The sequence below is a fragment of the Exiguobacterium sp. s181 genome (assembly GCF_018617125.1).
GTDB classification, from domain to species: Bacteria; Bacillota; Bacilli; order Exiguobacteriales; family Exiguobacteriaceae; genus Exiguobacterium; species Exiguobacterium profundum.
The window spans coordinates 162,834-179,199 of the sequence record NZ_JACSJM010000002.1; the positions used below are offsets into that span (position 1 = coordinate 162,834).

Sequence of the window (16,366 nt, forward strand, 5' to 3'; positions counted from 1 at the left end):
TTACTGCTTCACCTTTCTAACTTCGAACTTTGATTTGCTGAACTTTGGTTTAGATAGTTCCACCATCGAACCATCATGAGTGGAGACTAGAAGAATTGATTTTGATTTATCTGTATATCGGATGAGTTCATCATAAAAGTCAATAAACTGCACAGCATCTCTTAAGTCATTACGATTTGGTCGATAACCATGCTGTATTTTTACCAGTAAGTTATACAATTTATAGTCAAGATCAAAAAGAATCTCCTTCCCATTTACGTCAAAACCGATTCGTATAAATGGACTGAAGCGATAAAAAGCATCATCTTTAGTTTCAGCACTATCAAAGAGGCGTTGGTCTACGATTTCTTCCGCTTGGAATGGATATGCCACGCGATATTCATTATTTGCGCCGTCAATAAAGAGATAATTTTCTCGCGGAGATCCTTTCCATAAATAAATGACACTACGAATGAGTTCAAATAACGATTCGATATTCTCACCATCACCAAGGTAGTACGCCTTTACATACTGTAAAAAATTCATATAGGTCTGATCGACGTCTTTTGGATTTAGGAGTGAGTAGCTACGCACTAAAAATGCTCCCAAAGTATTTAGTTTACTTTCGTTTTCTGGTGAATGATGTATGAAACTATATACGTCTCCAATCTCTTTTAATTCATTTTTAGCGATTTCTTGAGGATGCTGTGACAGCACATACTTGGTGATTAATTCATCAAAGTATGGGATACGGAATGAAATCGGATCATTTTGATGTAATGAACTTAGAATATTAGAGCGATCAGGATGACCAAAAATCAGATTTGGTAATGCTGCTTCCGGTCTCTCACGGTCGAGATTTAAGTCTGATGGAACTAAGATATCGAAAATAAAATTGTAAAATGCACGAGTAGAAATAATGAGTTTTTCTTTTACCATGGCTTGAATGATGACATTGACAACAGATTCACGTACAGAAGGATTAGATAAGAAATCATAGTTGTCATGCACAATAGAGCGATGACCATGATTTGTATCTTCTAGATATGCAGTATAAAACGGGTTTTCATTTGATTCAGAAACGATTTTCTCGAGAATGCTTGTGAAAAAGAAAGAGTGGGCTCCTTCTTCACCGACACTATATGTTTGAAAACCTGCGATATTCAATAGATGGATAGAATCTAAAGAGTAGACGATATGCTCTCCATGTCCAAAAATGTCTGCTGCATCGATAAACTTTCTGAGTGAGTCATATCGATTTTCAGACTCGGCAAAACTATAGAAATTGTGTAGTACACCTAGGTTGATGGCAATCAATAGATGTTTTTTATTTGAGTCTTGTTTGTAGAAAGATGACATGACATTATCTAAAGTTTCGATCGAACTCTTAGATGGATCAAATGACTCGGTTGAATCGTTATGAATTCTAACGTTAGTGACCAAGTCCGGATATTTTTCTTTTACATAAGCGAGCAAATGACTTTTCCCGTCCCCAACACTACCGCTCAATAAAATTAGTTGAGGAGTTGATTCCGCATTAACTTTTTCTAATGTTTCAAGAAGAGATATTTGAATCGGACGATTGATGTGCATATACTCTCGAAACAAACCAAAGCTGTCAGCGTTAACGACTGACTCTTTAGAAGATGACTGGAGCATTCGTAAACGTTCTAATAAAATACTAGTTTTCAATTCAGTTGATGGTTGGGAAGGTTCATCAATATGTTCATGACCAGACTCATCCATTTCGATTTCTTCATTTTTTGCTGAAAAATCATTTACCATATAAAATTCCTCAGAAGTTTGCTGTCTTTGTACACTATCGGATTCGTATAGAGAATTAGGGGGCATCATGAATACATCTGAAGTTTCAACGATAGTACTAGTCATATTCTCTTTGAAAGAGTCATCAAAGGACTCTTCAGATTCTTGTAGAAATACTTCTGTTAGTGCAATTAATTTTTCGAATGCCTCCATTGTCTCTGTTTTCAATAAGTTACGTTTTGTATATAAATCACTTATTTCTATGTAACGGTGGGCCCACTTCAATTCTTTCATAGAAGCGTTAAGTTCAACTTTAAGTTTTTGCCAACCATGTTTTATAACATGTCGAGCAAAGTATCGTTCCGAGAGAGCGGGACGCCCGGTTATTTTAGCTAACATATACATTCGCTTCAAAGTTAAAGATTGAAAAATACCATCTAAGTAAACCATGGCCTCTGTTGGTGAATCAGTCATCCACTTACTAAATTCATCGTAAGTGAATTTGGTATCTTCATCCGGTACTAGATTTGTAACTAAAAATGACCAATTCTTTTGGGTATTCATTGTTAATTTCCTTCCTACACAACATGATATTTTACAAACATTGTAACAAAATATAGAATCATAATCATCGATTCTGATCATTTAATGGCAACCATAACTAAAAAAGTATCGGGTATTATTCTTAAAGTGATTTATACCTATGCATTTACTAAAATGTAAATAGATGATTGAGAGGAGAGACGATATGATTTATAACAAATTAGTAAGAGACAACATCCCTGAAATCATTCACGAATCAGGAAAAATCCCGATTGTGAAGCAGCTTACTCAAGCCGAACACTTCGAGCAATCACGATTGAAACTCTACGAAGAAATCAAAGAGTATGAAGAAACGAACATTGATGAAGAGTCTCTTGAAGAGTTAGCTGACATTTTGGAGTTGGTCTATACACTTGGAAATATGCATGGAGCAGACTTCGATGAATTGAACCGCATACGTGAAGAGAAACGCAAAATACGTGGCGGTTTTGAAAAGGGTCTATTTTTAGAAGAGGTCCTCGATCATGAGTGATTTACGACTCCATACGAGCAATCTTGGCATCCCTTTACAAGAACACATAGACGCGGCGACTGAAATTTATATGGTTGTCGCGTTTGCTCAAGTGTCGGGAGTGAAGGAATTATCGGCTTCTTTAAGAAAAGCGAGTGAACGTGGCGCTCAAATCAGAATCTTGGTAGGAGACTATCTGTACCTCACCGATCCTGATGCATTGGATATGTTATTCCAAATACCGAATGTTGAGCTCCGGCTATACCGCTCAAAAGGGAGGTCGTTCCATCCAAAGGCATATTTGTTCCGTACAATAGAAAGCGGTACGTTTTTTGTAGGTTCCTCGAATTTGTCGCATAGTGCGTTAAATCATGGTGTGGAATGGAATGTTGAAATTCCTTCGAATGTATCAGAGGAAGTGTTTGAAGAGTCAGTCGCTGCGTTTCATGAATTATTTTATAGTGAATATGCGCAAATGATGAATCCAGTCTCGTTACAGCCTTATCGTGAAGAGTATGAAGCGCGAAAGGATCGAATGAAAGAATGGGAGGTCGCTGAACATTCTCCCGTCTACATAGAAGATGATTCGATTACCCCGACGTCTGTCCAAGACGCAGCGTTATTGGCTCTCCGAGAAACGATGGCGGAAGGTCGGAAAAAGGCGATGCTCGTTTTAGCGACAGGATTAGGGAAAACGTATTTGAGTGCATTCTTTGCACGACAATTCAAACATGTCCTTTTTGTCGCACATCAAAGAGAACTTTTGTTACAAGCAGAAAAGTCATTCCTCAATGTGGCGAATGACTGGAAGACCGGGTTACTACTCGGTGGTGAATCAAGAAATCAAGATACTGCTGACGTCGTGTTCGCCTCGATTCAAACGTTAGCTTCGAAACAAAGAATGGAGCAATATGACCCGGAGCAATTCGATTTGATAATCGTGGATGAGTTCCATCATTCGGCTGCTCCTTCCTACCGTCGAGTGCTAGATTATTTTCAACCGAAGTTCTTACTCGGTTTGACTGCAACGCCTGACCGTTTAGACGGAGGAGACGTTTATGCACTTTGTGATGATAACGTTGCTTTCCAGATGCACTTTACGGAAGCGATTGAAGAATCGTTTTTAACCCCGTTTCATTACGTTGGAATCTATGATGAAATCGACTACTCTCAGATTCGTCTGATCAATGGACGGCGTTATGATCAAGAAGAGTTATTGGCAGAACAGTTAAAAGAAAGTGTTGCCGAGAAAATTTTTAAGGCATGGTCAGAACATCATCAATCGAGAGCACTCGGCTTTTGTTCTTCCGTTATACAAGCTGAATATTTGGCAGATTATTTCAGGAGACAAGGGGTGCAGGCGGTAGCGCTTCATAGTCAGGCCGAGTATGATCGAACGGAAGTAATTGCCCAATTAAAGCAAGGACAATTGGACATCATTTTTGCAGTGAATCTATTTAATGAAGGTGTCGATATTCCTGAAATCGATACGCTATTGTTCTGTCGTCCGACTGAATCATTGACAGTATTCACCCAACAAATTGGACGAGGGCTACGTCTATCAAAAGGAAAGACTCATTGTACGATTATCGATTTAATTGGGAACTATAAAAATATTGATAAGAAACTGGCTTTGTTGACGACTAGCCGACAAGATACAGTGAGTTCCTTACCAACTACGATTGATCTACCTTCGTCATGTACAATTGAGTTTGATTTACAGACTGTTGACTTACTGAAGAAAATGGTGACACGTTCCTCAACGCGTCAGCAATTACTTGAACAAAATTATTTCATGGTGAAAGAAGAAATGGGTAGGCGCCCGAGCTACATGGAATTAATCCAACGAGGAGAGTACTCTATAGACGCTTATCGTTCCGAATGGAAAAAGCTTGGTGGGTTCTTCGGATTTTTGCATAAACTCGGAGAACTAAGTGAGGAAGAAGCGATACTATACAGTGATGTGAAATCGCTTCTCGTCGAGGTGGAATACACGAGCATGACCAAAAGCTATAAAATGATTGTACTTTCAATTATGCTAAAACGGGGAGAAGAGAATTGGTACAAGCCACTTAAAGCATCTGAAGCCGCTCTTCCATTTTATGATTACATTAAAAAAGAACCATATCGTCAGCAGATTGATGGAAAGACAAAAGACTTTCAGCAACCATTCCATCAACAAAGAATTGAAAAATTATTGTTACGAATGCCATTCGATAAAATTGCTAAAGGACCGTTTTATGTAGAAGATGAAACTCTGCATATTGAATTCAATGAATCGTTCCGCAATCTAACCGTTTATGAATGGGTTAAACAGATTGTAGATGTTCGATTACATTACTACTTTAGTCGGAAAGCGAAAGGATGAGCATGCTGAACGATAAAATAACTATCAACTCATCAGAGATTGCTATAAAGTCTTTTTGTAACTTTATTGATGGTTTTGCGCGTCAAGGTACATATAAAATGAATGTTATCCAAATCATGCTCAATAGAGGATTTTAAGATTGGTTTCACCCATTATCAGCTGATGTGATCGCAAAAGAGTACTACGATTTGGTAAGAAAGCAAAGTGAAGAACATTCATTAAATGGCATCGCTAAAATATTTCAAGAATCATTTTCACAGAAGGAAATAGAGAGACATCTAAATTCGCTACCGTTTAAAGCTTTGACAACTGAATCACTAAGAACAGGTAAAACACCATTTAAGAATGCGAATGGGAAACTCATTGTCAGAGAAGAGTACTGTATTCCGACTAAACAAGCGCATGCTGCTATTCAATTAGCAGTTGAAAACAAATTAGAAGACTACTTTGAAATGAAACAGAAGTAGAAAGGTGGGGTAATGTGAAACGCCTGTTACTACGTAAAATCCAGTTTGCCCTCCAACACCACGGTGGGACGGCATCTTTAAAAGACATTTATGCGTATGTCGAAAAATCATACTACCAACTCGAGCTCGATCGATATAAAGATTGGAAAGGGCACGTCAATAAACAGATTCGTGCACATTCTAGTGATTCGGCGAGTTTTACCGGAAAAGAAGACCTCTTTTATTCCACAGGAAATAAAGGAATTTGGGGCCTCAGACAGTCCAATAACTAACGAAAGCGGGACCAATTTCACTTGGTTCCGCTTTCAATGTTTACAAAACATCACACCCTATTGTCACATAATGTTCATTCCTGTACACTTCGATATTGTGTGCTAAAAATTATGTTAGGGGTTAGTAAATGGAACTTGTACAGCAATTATCTCAAATGCAACTGATCAACCAATTCTGGTTGCTTATGGCCTTCGTCATCCCGATGGTCATTTTATCTCGTATGGTCGTGGCTGGGACGCGCTTCTCGCCGATCCTCGTCATCGTCATCTTCGGTCTCGGTCTCGGATTCGGTATGGTCGAAATCGGCATCGCGACGCCGGGTCTTCCTGAATTCCCGCTCGTCGACTTCTTGTCACGGACGACGATCATCGCCTTGGTCGTTTCGTTCTTCGTCGGTGGACAGGAACTTCGTAAAATCTTGAGCAAACAAGAGCTCGACATGGAGGACATCGTCGTTCCTTCTAAAGAAGAGATGTTCCTCGGGACAGGACGTACGCAGTTCATCTTCATCCTTCGTTCGTTCTTCTTGCTCGTCGGTTTGGAAGGGTTCTTCCGTATGGCAATCGAGCCAGGTACGGCAGAAGGGATTGCGCTTTACTACCCAATCCTCGCACTCCTCGGTCTTGCGGTGTCGTTCTTACTCATCGACCATAAAGCACAGATTCAGGACAAGAAAGTATACATGCAAAAAGGTGTCATCGAGACTGTCCTCTTGCTTGTCATCTTGTTCGTCTCGTTCTTGATTGCGACAGCGGTTCAGCCGATTATCGCACTTCCGCAAATCTTCTTTGCGATGTTGATCTCGTCAGCACTCGGTGCCATCTTCCATAACTGGACGTATGGACCGACTGTCCGCGCGCTTCTCTTCGCAGGGATCCCGGTCGTCTTGGCTGCTAACTTCATGGTTGGTGGTTCACGAATCGGTGACGCGTTCGCCATCGAAGGCATGAACTCGATTCTCGTCTACGGTTTCTTCGGTCAGTTGTTCTGGATGTTCGGTGGGATCGCGCTCATCATGTGGTTCGCTCGCACGGGTCACATCCGTAATCTCGCACCAGGTATGGCAGGGTCACTTTCACACAGTGGTCTCACAGGAGCGTGTACGGCTGGTGACTTCGGTCAAGTAGCAGCGAAACGTGCGCCAATCATGATCAACATCCCGTTCTTCGGACATATCTTCGTCTTCTCAATCCTCGCGGTCAGTGCCGACAACGGTGCGCTCTGGATTTGGCCGACAGCCATCATCGTTTTGGTCGGTCTCGTACTCACGGCGCTCGCGTTGAAAAACTTACGCGCGGCGAACGGGGAAGACTTCAAAGAAGTCAAAGCCCTTATGCAGTTCTCGTTCGGATGGCAGATGATGGCCGTCTTCGGTGGTCTCGTCATCTTGGCGTTCAGCACAATTGCGTTTGATTACACGACGATGGCACAATCGTCAGCGATCTCGCACTTCGGCTTGTTCGCAGCGGTTCAAGGTGGAATGTTCGGAACGGAAGCGTCACTTCTCATCCCGCTCATCTTCTCGATGCCGTTCCTCGTGCACCCAATCGTCTTCTACATGTTCGGGAAAGCGCTCGACAACAATGGCGAAATGCCACGTGTGCCGGTATATGCGATGGCGCTCGTTGGTGTCGTCGGTGTATCTGCAGCGATTTTCGCCTTATAAGACATCAATTCCGCTCTGGCTTCGGTCAGGGCGGTTTTTTGATAAAATGGACATGTTAGACTTTGGATAGTGAGAGCGGGGGAGAGCGTATGAGAAAATGGTTGTTCATCGGTTTTGTTGTGTTGATTGTAGCTAGAGTCTGGGCGGCACCGATGTATCCAACGAAAGCGGATGAGGCTGACTTTATAAGCTGGTTCGAGGAAGCATATTCGGTACAGTGTGAAGATGAGAGCTGTGACTCGTTCAAGCTGATTGGGGATCAGACAAATACATATGTGAATCAAGAAGGGTATATGAAACAATCAAGTGGCTTTTTCACTTTTGACATGGAGGTCAGGCGATTATATCGAAGTGTCGAAGAACCCGAAAGAGTCGGGACGATTGAAGTGAGATGGAATCAAGATTCGTTTGAGATTACGGAAGAGACGGGTATATTTGTTGCTTCACCATAGGAGGCTTGAAAGCATGCTGATGATCACTCAAGATGTAAAGGGAGAGCGCTATGAGGCGCTCATCGATGTTTTGCTTGAGCACTGCACTCACTTTGCGTTCGTGGAAGACAGGCGACGCATGGAGATTGAAGAGGAGCGTCTAGCGTATATGGATGTACTGACTGAAGAGATTCGTTGGGATTTGATTGAACGAACTATCGTAAGTGAGTGGGAGACAACACGACTGTCTGTGGATACAGCGTATCTATATTCGTTTCATATGAATTACAGGACGGTACAGTTCTTAAAAGAACGGGGTCGTTCATTATTCAGTTGGATTCATCCGAAACTTCCGGAAGACTTGATGTTTTATACGGGAGAGACATGTGTGCTTGCGGTATGCTCCCATGAATCGTTCTTTGTCGTCGATGAAGAGATGTGGGAGCGTATTAGATTAGATGAATGATCAAGGTCACCTCTTATATGGGTGACCTTGTATTAAGTTTACTTGCTAGAGAAGGGTTTCCAGTCTGGGTCTTTTCTGTCGTGTTTATTCGGTTTTCTGACATCATCACAAAAGAGCCGTTCACTCGCACCAAATTGAATGTAATTTTGTTGAGCCTGTCGAAGCGACACCGTATTCGCACCGCCTTCATAATCGGGATCATCGAATTGAACCCCGTCGTCCTCCTAAAAGCAGATTCGACAAATGTCGTATGTGCCTGGTGGTTCCTCTTCTAACGTCTGATAGCCACAGCATGGGCATGTGTATCTCACCATCATCACCTCACTATTTAGTATAGAGGATACAAGCAAAAAGCGTTCGACCATTTTCTCAGGTCGAACGCTTTCTGTCATAAGATCACCATCGAGATCAACGTCAAGATGGCAAGCCCACCTTGTGTCAGAATAATCTTCTTGTCACTCGTGATACTGCCATATAGGGCAACGAGGATGATATAGGTCAGGATCATGGTGACAATCTCGACCGGGTTTGGGGAAAGGTATAGTCCGTACAAGAGCCCGACCCCAATCAATCCGTTATAGACGCCTTGATTTTTGAACAAAACCGACACCGAGTCTCTCGTCAGCTCGTCTTTCGATAGACGGAAGACGCGTGACGTCGACGAGGATGCCGTCGCAATCGTCTCTAAATAGAAGATATAGAAGAATTCGATGGCGACAAGCGTTCCGAACACAAGGGTGAGCGTCGACATATTAGTTGACCGCTGCTACTTGCACGACCGGTTTCGCTGACACGTAGTTCGCCACGTTTTGTGCGAAGTTGATGAGGACTGGGTTTTGGTTGTGCTGCTCGAGAGCGGCTTGGTCTTCCCAGTTCTCGATCATGACAAAGCGGTTCTCAACAGATGTTGACTCGTATAGGTCATATCCGACACAACCCGCTTCTTGTTTTGATGAGTCAATCAAAACTTGGATGTCACGCAAGAAGTTCTCGCGTTGTGAAGCTTGGATATCGAATGTGGCGTTGACTAAGATCATGGTTGATTCCTCCGATTGTGTGGTGAATTATTTGAATGAAGTGACTGTTTGAGCATCAAGGCGAACGGATTCGTAACCTTCTTCTGCTGCTTTCCCTACAGACAAGATCATGACTGGTACGTAGCGATCTTTGTCGAGACCGAACGCTTCTGCGAGCTGGTCTTTCTCGAAACCACCGATTGGATTCGTGTCATAGCCGTGTGCACGGGCTGTGAGCATGAATTGCATCGCTGCGAGACTCGCATCGATCTTCACGATGTCGTTCATCTCTTGTTTCGAGAGATTTTTGTAGTAAGGGATGATCGCGTCGAGCTGTTGGTCACGTACTTCTTGTGGCATTTTACCTTCTGCGACCGCTTGATCGTAGATTTGTTCGCCGTACTCGTAGCACTCCATGTCTCCGAAGATGAGGAGCATCGCTGCAGACGTGTCGTTTTGACGCGTGTTGAAACGGATGAGCGGCTTGAGCGTCTCTTTCGCTTCTGGGCTTTCAACGACGACGAAGCGCCATGGTTGCATGTTGACCGATGATGGAGCCGTTGTTGCTTCCTGAATCATCTCGAGCATCTCTTCTTGTGAGATTTTCACGTTCTCGTCATAAACACGAATTGATTTACGACCGAACATAACGTCTGTAAATGTATTGTTTTCGAATGTAGTTGCCATTGGTGAATTCCTTCTTTCTCTGTTTAGGTGTGACTGTTCAATTTTTGAAGCAGTCCGGATAAGTGTTGAATCTCTTCAGCGGACAAGGCTTGTAAGACGAGGTGGTTGGCCTGTTCGTCTCGTTCGCAATCCCTTAGGTCTTGCTCTGCTTTCTCTGTCACACAGACGAACATCTCGCGATGGTTCTCCGCGTTCCGCTCTCTGACGACAAATCCTTTCTCTTCAAGGATTTTCAAATGTCGAGTGATGGCGGCATTGTCGATTTTCATCTCTTCCTTAATCGCACGTTGCGAACAAACGCCTCGTTCTTTGACGACTTGTAACATCTCGTAGCGGGTCAGGCTGAATCCTGTCTCCCGTTCGAACGACGATGCGACATTTTGTTCCGCCACCTTGATTTGGTAAAGTAATCGGCTGATTTCACGTAGGTCCATTGCGTCCCACCTTTCTCAATTGACTTATCAATCGTTGACTTGTCAAACGATACAACGTTTTGGATTGCCTGTAAAGTCAAACGCTCAAAAAAGACGACACCGGATTATTGTGTCGTCTTCTCTTCGATAGGGGTGCCATCAAATCGATATTCTGTCGTGAATGTCGTATCGTCGAATCCATACAGGCGGTCATAGGCGTTCAAATCCTCAATCGTCCGCACATCGAGGAAGGACGGGTCGATGTCAGACGCTTTGCGCGTGAACATCATGTACCGTTCTGTGTAATCATCATTTCCTCCAGGCTTCCCGTCGAACGAGAAGTGAATCGAATAGACGTCGGATTCCACTTCACGGATGACATCGAGGATTCGTTGTTTCTGTTCGTCCGTATTGTTCCAGTCTTCATGAAACATGATCGAGACGTCGAGATACGTCTTCGGATTCGTTTCATAGATGGACGGCGGGGCCGGGCTGACTTTTGCTTGCACATCATCGGACACTCCGGTCGGTACTTCCGCACGGACGGTCTCTTCTTCTTTTAAGATTCTTTTCGAAACGAGGCGCTCGTGAATCGTCCGCTCTGCCTCGCGTTCCCAATACGTCTCGAGCACGTTATCGTGGATGGAGCCGTCACCATACGTTTCGAGAATATAAGTTCCGGCGAACGGTTCGTTCGTCAATGTGACTTCCCCGACATAACCGCCCATCTTCCAATCGCGTGACAGCTCGATATCGGGTTGTTCGTTGTACGTTTCCTTCACATACGCGGTATAAGTCTCCCGTGCCTCTGACTTTTCAATCGTCGTATATACGAAGAGCCCGCCAGCAAGAACCCCACCGACCATACTTGCCAGTAATCGTTTTTTAATCATTTCGTCACCTCTCGTTCAATCTACCTGATATTGAAGGAGAATACCTCGGTCCAAAGTCTTATTCAAATCATTTCCATTTCGCTGTAAACTAAAAGTGCCCTCAAAGAACTATTGTAATTGCGTGTACTAATACATATAATACACTTAAAGAGTAACATTGACTATGAGAGGGTGTGACCCATGTTATACAAAATCGATATGAAAAGTTCAGAACCGCTATACGAACAAATCGTCAATCAAACGAAAGAGCTCGTTATCCGTGGAATTTTACGACCCGGAGATAAGGTGATGTCCGTGCGTGAACTCGCCACCGATCTTGTCATCAATCCGAATACGGTCAGTAAGGCGTATCAGGAGTTGGAACGGCTCGGGCTGCTTGAGATGCGACGTGGGCGCGGGACGTTTGTCTCCGAGGACTGGGTGGACGATGATGCGGCACGTGAGCCGGTCATCGCCTCGATCAAAAAGATTGCGATTGATTGCCACTATGCGAACGTGCCGTTAGACGAAGCCATTGGCGTATTGCGAACGGAATATGAGAAAGTAGGGAAATCCAATGCTGAAAGTTGAACAGTTAAGTAAAAAAATTGACCGTCAAACAATTTTGGACGGAATTGACTTTACTGTCGAGTCAGGAGAAATCATCGCGCTCGTCGGACGTAACGGTGCCGGCAAGACGACACTTCTCCGGACGATGGTCGGCATCATCCGCCCAGATCAGGGAGACGTGCTTTATGGAACGAAAAGTATCTTTAAAGATGCCGGATTGAAGCGGGACATCATCTTCGTACCGGATTCGGCGGACGCGCTCAAACACTATACGGTAAACGAGGCGACGGACTTGTATGAGTCAATCTACCCGTCGTTCAATCGTTCCGCCTTCCGTGAGACATTGACGCGTTACAACATCGACAACAAAAAAATTCGCCAACTCTCAAAAGGTCAAAAGGCGCTCGTCACGTTATCGCTCGCTTTCGCCGTCCAAGCGAAATACTATCTGCTCGACGAACCGACGGACGGTCTAGACGTCGTCGCCAAGTCAGACGTGTTGAAACTGATGATTGCCCAAGTCGAGAAACGGAACTGCTCGATTATCGTCTCGAGCCACCAGTTACACGAACTTGAACGAATTGCCGACCGCATCATCATGATCGAGAGTGGACGCGTCAAAGCAATCATGTCGCTCGAAGAGGCGCGTGCTCTCAGTATTAAGTGGCAAGTCGTCTTCAACGACCATGTCCCGGTCGAGTTGCTCGAACGAAAAGATATTGAAATCATTAGTGTGACAGGACGTGTCGTGCTGTTCATGGCGAAAGAACGCACAGACGAGCTCGAGGCGTTTATCGATTCATACAATCCGATGCTCATCGAAGAGATCCCGATGTCTCTCGAAGACGTATTCCGTATCCAGTTAGGAGGAGAAGCCCATGCCGTCTAAAGTGTTGTTGAAAAAAGATTGGAAACAAGTGTCGCTGCTTTGGATCTTGCTCGTTTTTTTAGGCGTCATCGCCTTCACGGTGCCGGTATGGACGCAAATGCAGGTGTATGAGGAACAGATTCGCGATATGCAAGAAAATCCAAGTGATTATTCGGATGTAATCCAAGAAGATATAGAGACGATGACTACCGAGGACTTTTTCAATAGCAATTCTGATTTCGGATATTTAGGAGGACTCGATGCACTCATTCCGATGGGGGTCGTCGTCTTCTTATTTGTCATCTTCGGTGCGCTTATGGCATCCGTACTGATTGGAAGTGAACGAAACAGTCAAATGTCGGACTTTTCGATGTCGCTACCATATACCCGCACCCAGCTGTACATATCAAAATGGGTGATTGGTGTTACAGGGATTGTTCCAGCGACATTGGTAGGGGGGGCATTGATGTTTCTCATCATCCGTCTTTCTGACTATTCCTTCTTACTTGATGGCAATGAGGTCAAAGTGCTCGGATTGATTGTTTTCCTACTTTTGTCGGGCATCTCATTTTTCTCGGTATCGCTATGGATGGGATCATTTGGTGGTGAGTCGATCTCACAAGTCGTTTGGACATTTGTGGCACTTGTCTTCCCGATGGGGATTGTAGCCCTCATTCAAGGATCGCTCATAGCCTTTTCTCCAAATCTTTCATATACACTTTTTGACGAGGTATTTGAAAGTGTACCGATGCGAATCCTGTCACCGTTGAATAACATCGTCAATACAGATATGTATTCAATCTTTGATTCTCGAGCGGAGTGGACGGAATTCCTTACAATCGGTTTGTCCAGTTCGATTGTCTTTATCGTTCTAACATTTGGTCTCGGATTGTGGATGTTCAAGGAAGCACCACAAGAAAATAATGGCCGCTTCTTTATGTTCTCGAACTGGTTATGGCTCATCCATATCGTTATCGTTATTTGTTTCGCAATGTTAGGCGGTGTGTTCTTCTCGGGAATTTTTTACCCGCAAAGCGTGATGTTATATGTTGTCGGTTTTGTGATCGGAGCGTTCTTAGCACACTTACTCGCTAAACGCTTGCTTTACCGCTTCAACTTGAGACTCAAATCGTAAGGAGGGACACCTATGAAACGCTTCTGTCTGTTGCTCGTACTCGTCATCTCACTGGCAGGATGTATGAACCCGGAACCGGACGCCTTTGAATACAAAGGGGCGAAAGTCGGGGACAATGCAGCCGTCGTCGGCATTGCCGGAAGTTTGCCGCTACATGAATGCTATCAATCGGTCGAACTGCAGACGAAGAAGCGTCCTTATGGGTTGACCGTCCGTTACGAAGATCCGGGAATGGAACGAGCGGAACAAGAACGTCTGGCGATTCGGAATGCAGCTGCCTATTTTACCCTCATCCCGAACGCCGAAATTGTCCGCTTTGCATTCCCGAACCGGACCTACGCTTTCTCTCGACCCGAGATGGAGGCATGGTTCGGAACGGACTTCTCAAATATTCGTCATGAAAAAGAATTGCAACAACTTATGAATCAGAAGCTTGAACAACTGGATTCGAAAGATTCCTATTTTAGGCGGGTATGACAGCGATTGGATAACAAATCCAATCGCTTTTTTTGATATTTTCTGAAAATTATCGGGTAAAGGGTAGATGAAAGCGTTTTCTTAGCATTATAATAGGGGTAACTGAATGAGTATTCATTTCCTAAGGAGGAACAGCGATGAACAAACCGTGGTTACAAGATTATCCAGAAGGAATGCCCCAGTCAATCGATTATGAGGTAAAGCCGCTCTATGAGGCATTGTCTCGCGCAGCAAAGGATTATCCGAATCGTACGGCCGTCTCCTTTATCGGAAAGGAGTGGACATTCGCGGAAATCGATGATGCCGCACGTCGACTCGGAACGATGCTTCAAGCGAAAGGGCTTGAAAAAGGCGACCGCGTCAGCCTCATGCTTCCGAACTGTCCTCAATACGTCATCTCGTTCTATGCCGTGCTCTATGCAGGTGGGACGGTCGTCCAGACGAACCCGCTTTACACGGAACGAGAGCTAGAAAACCTCGTCACGGACGCAGGGGTCAAAATTGTCATCACCCTCGATCTGTTATATCCGAAAACGCTTCGCGTCAGTGAGAAGACGGAGATTCAAACCGTGATCACGACGAGTATCGCTGATTACTTACCATTCCCGAAAAACAAACTGTATCCAATCAAAGTGAAACGTGAGAACAATATCGTCATCGATACGACCGGATCGACGCCGTTCAAAAATTATAAAGACTTTAACCCTATCACGCCGCTCGACATCGAACCGAAAGAAGATGTCGCCGTTCTTCAATACACTGGGGGGACGACGGGACTTCCGAAAGGCGTCATGTTGACCCACTTCAACTTGACGGCGAACGCGGATCAAATCACGAACTTATTCTATAAGTATAATCGTGGGGACGAGAAACGCGTCTTGTGTGTCGTACCGTTCTTCCACGTCTATGGGATGTCGTGCTGTCTGAACTTCGGGGTCACGAACGGCTATGAGCTCGTCCTCGTACCACGTTTCGAAGTGACGGATGTCTTGAAGACGATTCAGAAGAAAAAGCCACACTTCTTCCCGGGCGCACCGACGATGTACGTCGGAATCTTGAACGACCCGAAACTGAAGAAGTATGATTTGTCTTCGATCGAGGCGTGTATCTCGGGTTCAGCACCACTTCCAATTGAAGTGCAAGAGGAATTTGAGAAGATCACAGGAGGTCGCATCGTCGAAGGATACGGTTTGTCTGAGACGTCGCCGGTCACGCATGCGAACTTCTTATGGGATAAGCGAATCGTCGGCTCAATCGGTGCCCCGTTATCGGACACTTCTGCTAAAATAGTAAAAGCAGACGGAGAGACCGAGGCGGACATCGGAGAAATCGGGGAGATCATGTTGAGCGGTCCGCAAGTCATGAAAGGCTACTGGCAGAAACCGGAGGAGACGGCAGCCGTCTTGAAAGATGGGTGGCTCGCGACGGGTGACCTCGGCTACATGGACGAGGACGGGTTCTTCTATATTGTCGACCGGAAGAAAGACATGATCATCGCAGGTGGCTTTAATGTCTATCCGCGTGAAATCGAAGAAGTGCTCTACGAACATCCGGCCGTGAAGGAAGCGGTCTGTATCGGTGTCCCAGATCCATATCGTGGTGAAACGGTCAAGGTGTTCATCGTCCTTCGCGACGGCTCTAGTGTGACGGAAGAAGAACTCGACAAACATTGTCGCGAGAAGCTTGCGGCTTATAAAGTGCCAAAGTTGTATGAGTTCCGCGACGAGTTGCCGAAGACGTTCGTCGGTAAGATTTTACGCCGTGTCCTCGTCGCCGAAGAGAAGGCCAAACAAGTGAAACAAAGCAGTTGACACCAAGCGTACGCATGATAGAATAATAAATGAATGAACCATCATTCAT

At 44.5% G+C, this 16,366-nt stretch carries 18 protein-coding genes and 1 pseudogene; 12 read left to right on the forward strand and 7 right to left on the reverse strand.

The features are described 5' to 3' along the window. Positions 1–2,307 carry a DNA phosphorothioation-dependent restriction protein DptF gene (dptF, locus tag KNO70_RS07115; RefSeq protein WP_214811672.1) on the reverse strand — a complete coding sequence of 769 codons (2,307 nt, stop codon included), beginning with the start codon at positions 2,305–2,307 and terminating at the stop codon, positions 1–3. A 184-nt stretch (positions 2,308–2,491) separates the two neighbouring features. Here dptF and KNO70_RS07120 point away from each other — a divergent pair, with 184 nt between their 5' ends. From KNO70_RS07120 to KNO70_RS07150, 7 genes are all read left to right on the forward strand, one after another. Next, on the forward strand, positions 2,492–2,818 hold the full coding sequence (locus KNO70_RS07120) for a nucleoside triphosphate pyrophosphohydrolase (RefSeq protein WP_031421338.1): 327 nt from the start codon (positions 2,492–2,494) through the stop codon (positions 2,816–2,818). Continuing rightward, complete coding sequence (locus tag KNO70_RS07125) at positions 2,811–5,165, forward strand: DEAD/DEAH box helicase family protein (protein ID WP_214687759.1); 2,355 nt, start codon at positions 2,811–2,813, stop codon at positions 5,163–5,165. The genes KNO70_RS07120 and KNO70_RS07125 overlap by 8 nt, the downstream gene beginning before the upstream one ends. 188 nt (positions 5,166–5,353) lie before the next feature. After that, positions 5,354–5,632: a hypothetical protein gene (locus KNO70_RS07130; protein WP_214687760.1), complete on the forward strand. Its 279-nt coding sequence runs from the start codon at positions 5,354–5,356 to the stop codon at positions 5,630–5,632. 14 nt (positions 5,633–5,646) lie between these two features. Then, positions 5,647–5,904, forward strand: a complete 258-nt coding sequence (locus KNO70_RS07135) for a hypothetical protein (protein ID WP_015881071.1) — start codon at positions 5,647–5,649, stop codon at positions 5,902–5,904. 128 nt (positions 5,905–6,032) lie between these two features. After that, positions 6,033–7,571: a hypothetical protein gene (locus KNO70_RS07140; RefSeq protein ID WP_214687761.1), complete on the forward strand. Its 1,539-nt coding sequence runs from the start codon at positions 6,033–6,035 to the stop codon at positions 7,569–7,571. Between the two features lie 89 nt (positions 7,572–7,660). Beyond that, complete coding sequence (locus KNO70_RS07145; RefSeq protein WP_214687762.1) at positions 7,661–8,023, forward strand: hypothetical protein; 363 nt, start codon at positions 7,661–7,663, stop codon at positions 8,021–8,023. Between the two features lie 13 nt (positions 8,024–8,036). Further along, on the forward strand, positions 8,037–8,468 hold the full coding sequence (locus KNO70_RS07150; RefSeq protein WP_251024812.1) for a stage III sporulation protein AH: 432 nt from the start codon (positions 8,037–8,039) through the stop codon (positions 8,466–8,468). 38 nt (positions 8,469–8,506) lie between these two features. On the opposite strand, the pseudogene KNO70_RS07155 reads toward KNO70_RS07150, so the two are convergent. The 6 genes and pseudogenes from KNO70_RS07155 to KNO70_RS07180 form a co-directional block, all read right to left on the reverse strand. Continuing rightward, positions 8,507–8,779 (reverse strand): annotated as a pseudogene (locus tag KNO70_RS07155) (CPCC family cysteine-rich protein). A gap of 77 nt (positions 8,780–8,856) precedes the next feature. Further along, positions 8,857–9,219 (reverse strand): DUF1304 domain-containing protein, encoded by a 363-nt coding sequence (locus tag KNO70_RS07160; RefSeq protein WP_214687764.1) that lies wholly within the window; start codon positions 9,217–9,219, stop codon positions 8,857–8,859. A 1-nt stretch (position 9,220) separates the two neighbouring features. Next, positions 9,221–9,505: a putative quinol monooxygenase gene (locus tag KNO70_RS07165; protein ID WP_026826548.1), complete on the reverse strand. Its 285-nt coding sequence runs from the start codon at positions 9,503–9,505 to the stop codon at positions 9,221–9,223. A gap of 27 nt (positions 9,506–9,532) precedes the next feature. Continuing rightward, positions 9,533–10,171: a nitroreductase family protein gene (locus KNO70_RS07170; protein WP_214687766.1), complete on the reverse strand. Its 639-nt coding sequence runs from the start codon at positions 10,169–10,171 to the stop codon at positions 9,533–9,535. Between the two features lie 23 nt (positions 10,172–10,194). After that, a complete protein-coding gene (locus tag KNO70_RS07175; RefSeq protein ID WP_214687768.1) occupies positions 10,195–10,605 on the reverse strand; it encodes a MarR family winged helix-turn-helix transcriptional regulator in 411 nt (136 codons plus the stop codon). A gap of 104 nt (positions 10,606–10,709) precedes the next feature. Continuing rightward, positions 10,710–11,477 carry a hypothetical protein gene (locus tag KNO70_RS07180; RefSeq protein WP_214687770.1) on the reverse strand — a complete coding sequence of 256 codons (768 nt, stop codon included), beginning with the start codon at positions 11,475–11,477 and terminating at the stop codon, positions 10,710–10,712. A 180-nt stretch (positions 11,478–11,657) separates the two neighbouring features. Here KNO70_RS07180 and KNO70_RS07185 point away from each other — a divergent pair, with 180 nt between their 5' ends. The 5 genes from KNO70_RS07185 to KNO70_RS07205 all read left to right on the forward strand — a co-directional run bounded on the left by KNO70_RS07185 (position 11,658) and on the right by KNO70_RS07205 (position 16,317). After that, positions 11,658–12,047, forward strand: a complete 390-nt coding sequence (locus KNO70_RS07185; RefSeq protein ID WP_078146516.1) for a GntR family transcriptional regulator — start codon at positions 11,658–11,660, stop codon at positions 12,045–12,047. After that, on the forward strand, positions 12,034–12,915 hold the full coding sequence (locus KNO70_RS07190) for an ABC transporter ATP-binding protein (RefSeq protein WP_214687773.1): 882 nt from the start codon (positions 12,034–12,036) through the stop codon (positions 12,913–12,915). Before KNO70_RS07185 ends, KNO70_RS07190 begins: the two co-directional genes overlap by 14 nt. Beyond that, entirely contained in the window at positions 12,905–14,029 is a 1,125-nt protein-coding gene (locus tag KNO70_RS07195) for an ABC transporter permease subunit (protein ID WP_214687775.1), read from the forward strand. Before KNO70_RS07190 ends, KNO70_RS07195 begins: the two co-directional genes overlap by 11 nt. Positions 14,030–14,041: 12 nt before the next feature. After that, entirely contained in the window at positions 14,042–14,506 is a 465-nt protein-coding gene (locus tag KNO70_RS07200; RefSeq protein WP_214730767.1) for a DUF4825 domain-containing protein, read from the forward strand. A 137-nt stretch (positions 14,507–14,643) separates the two neighbouring features. Then, on the forward strand, positions 14,644–16,317 hold the full coding sequence (locus KNO70_RS07205; protein ID WP_214811675.1) for an AMP-binding protein: 1,674 nt from the start codon (positions 14,644–14,646) through the stop codon (positions 16,315–16,317). Positions 16,318–16,366: the final 49 nt, after the last annotated feature.

Coding starts and splice junctions, on each gene's coding strand:
- dptF (WP_214811672.1), bottom strand. CDS start 2,307: ATGAATACCCAAAAGAATTGGTCATTTTTAGTTACAAATCTAGTACCG.
- KNO70_RS07120 (WP_031421338.1), top strand. CDS start 2,492: ATGATTTATAACAAATTAGTAAGAGACAACATCCCTGAAATCATTCAC.
- KNO70_RS07125 (WP_214687759.1), top strand. CDS start 2,811: ATGAGTGATTTACGACTCCATACGAGCAATCTTGGCATCCCTTTACAA.
- KNO70_RS07140 (WP_214687761.1), top strand. CDS start 6,033: ATGGAACTTGTACAGCAATTATCTCAAATGCAACTGATCAACCAATTC.
- KNO70_RS07145 (WP_214687762.1), top strand. CDS start 7,661: ATGAGAAAATGGTTGTTCATCGGTTTTGTTGTGTTGATTGTAGCTAGA.
- KNO70_RS07150 (WP_251024812.1), top strand. CDS start 8,037: ATGCTGATGATCACTCAAGATGTAAAGGGAGAGCGCTATGAGGCGCTC.
- KNO70_RS07160 (WP_214687764.1), bottom strand. CDS start 9,219: ATGTCGACGCTCACCCTTGTGTTCGGAACGCTTGTCGCCATCGAATTC.
- KNO70_RS07165 (WP_026826548.1), bottom strand. CDS start 9,505: ATGATCTTAGTCAACGCCACATTCGATATCCAAGCTTCACAACGCGAG.
- KNO70_RS07170 (WP_214687766.1), bottom strand. CDS start 10,171: ATGGCAACTACATTCGAAAACAATACATTTACAGACGTTATGTTCGGT.
- KNO70_RS07175 (WP_214687768.1), bottom strand. CDS start 10,605: ATGGACCTACGTGAAATCAGCCGATTACTTTACCAAATCAAGGTGGCG.
- KNO70_RS07180 (WP_214687770.1), bottom strand. CDS start 11,477: ATGATTAAAAAACGATTACTGGCAAGTATGGTCGGTGGGGTTCTTGCT.
- KNO70_RS07185 (WP_078146516.1), top strand. CDS start 11,658: ATGTTATACAAAATCGATATGAAAAGTTCAGAACCGCTATACGAACAA.
- KNO70_RS07190 (WP_214687773.1), top strand. CDS start 12,034: ATGCTGAAAGTTGAACAGTTAAGTAAAAAAATTGACCGTCAAACAATT.
- KNO70_RS07195 (WP_214687775.1), top strand. CDS start 12,905: ATGCCGTCTAAAGTGTTGTTGAAAAAAGATTGGAAACAAGTGTCGCTG.
- KNO70_RS07200 (WP_214730767.1), top strand. CDS start 14,042: ATGAAACGCTTCTGTCTGTTGCTCGTACTCGTCATCTCACTGGCAGGA.
- KNO70_RS07205 (WP_214811675.1), top strand. CDS start 14,644: ATGAACAAACCGTGGTTACAAGATTATCCAGAAGGAATGCCCCAGTCA.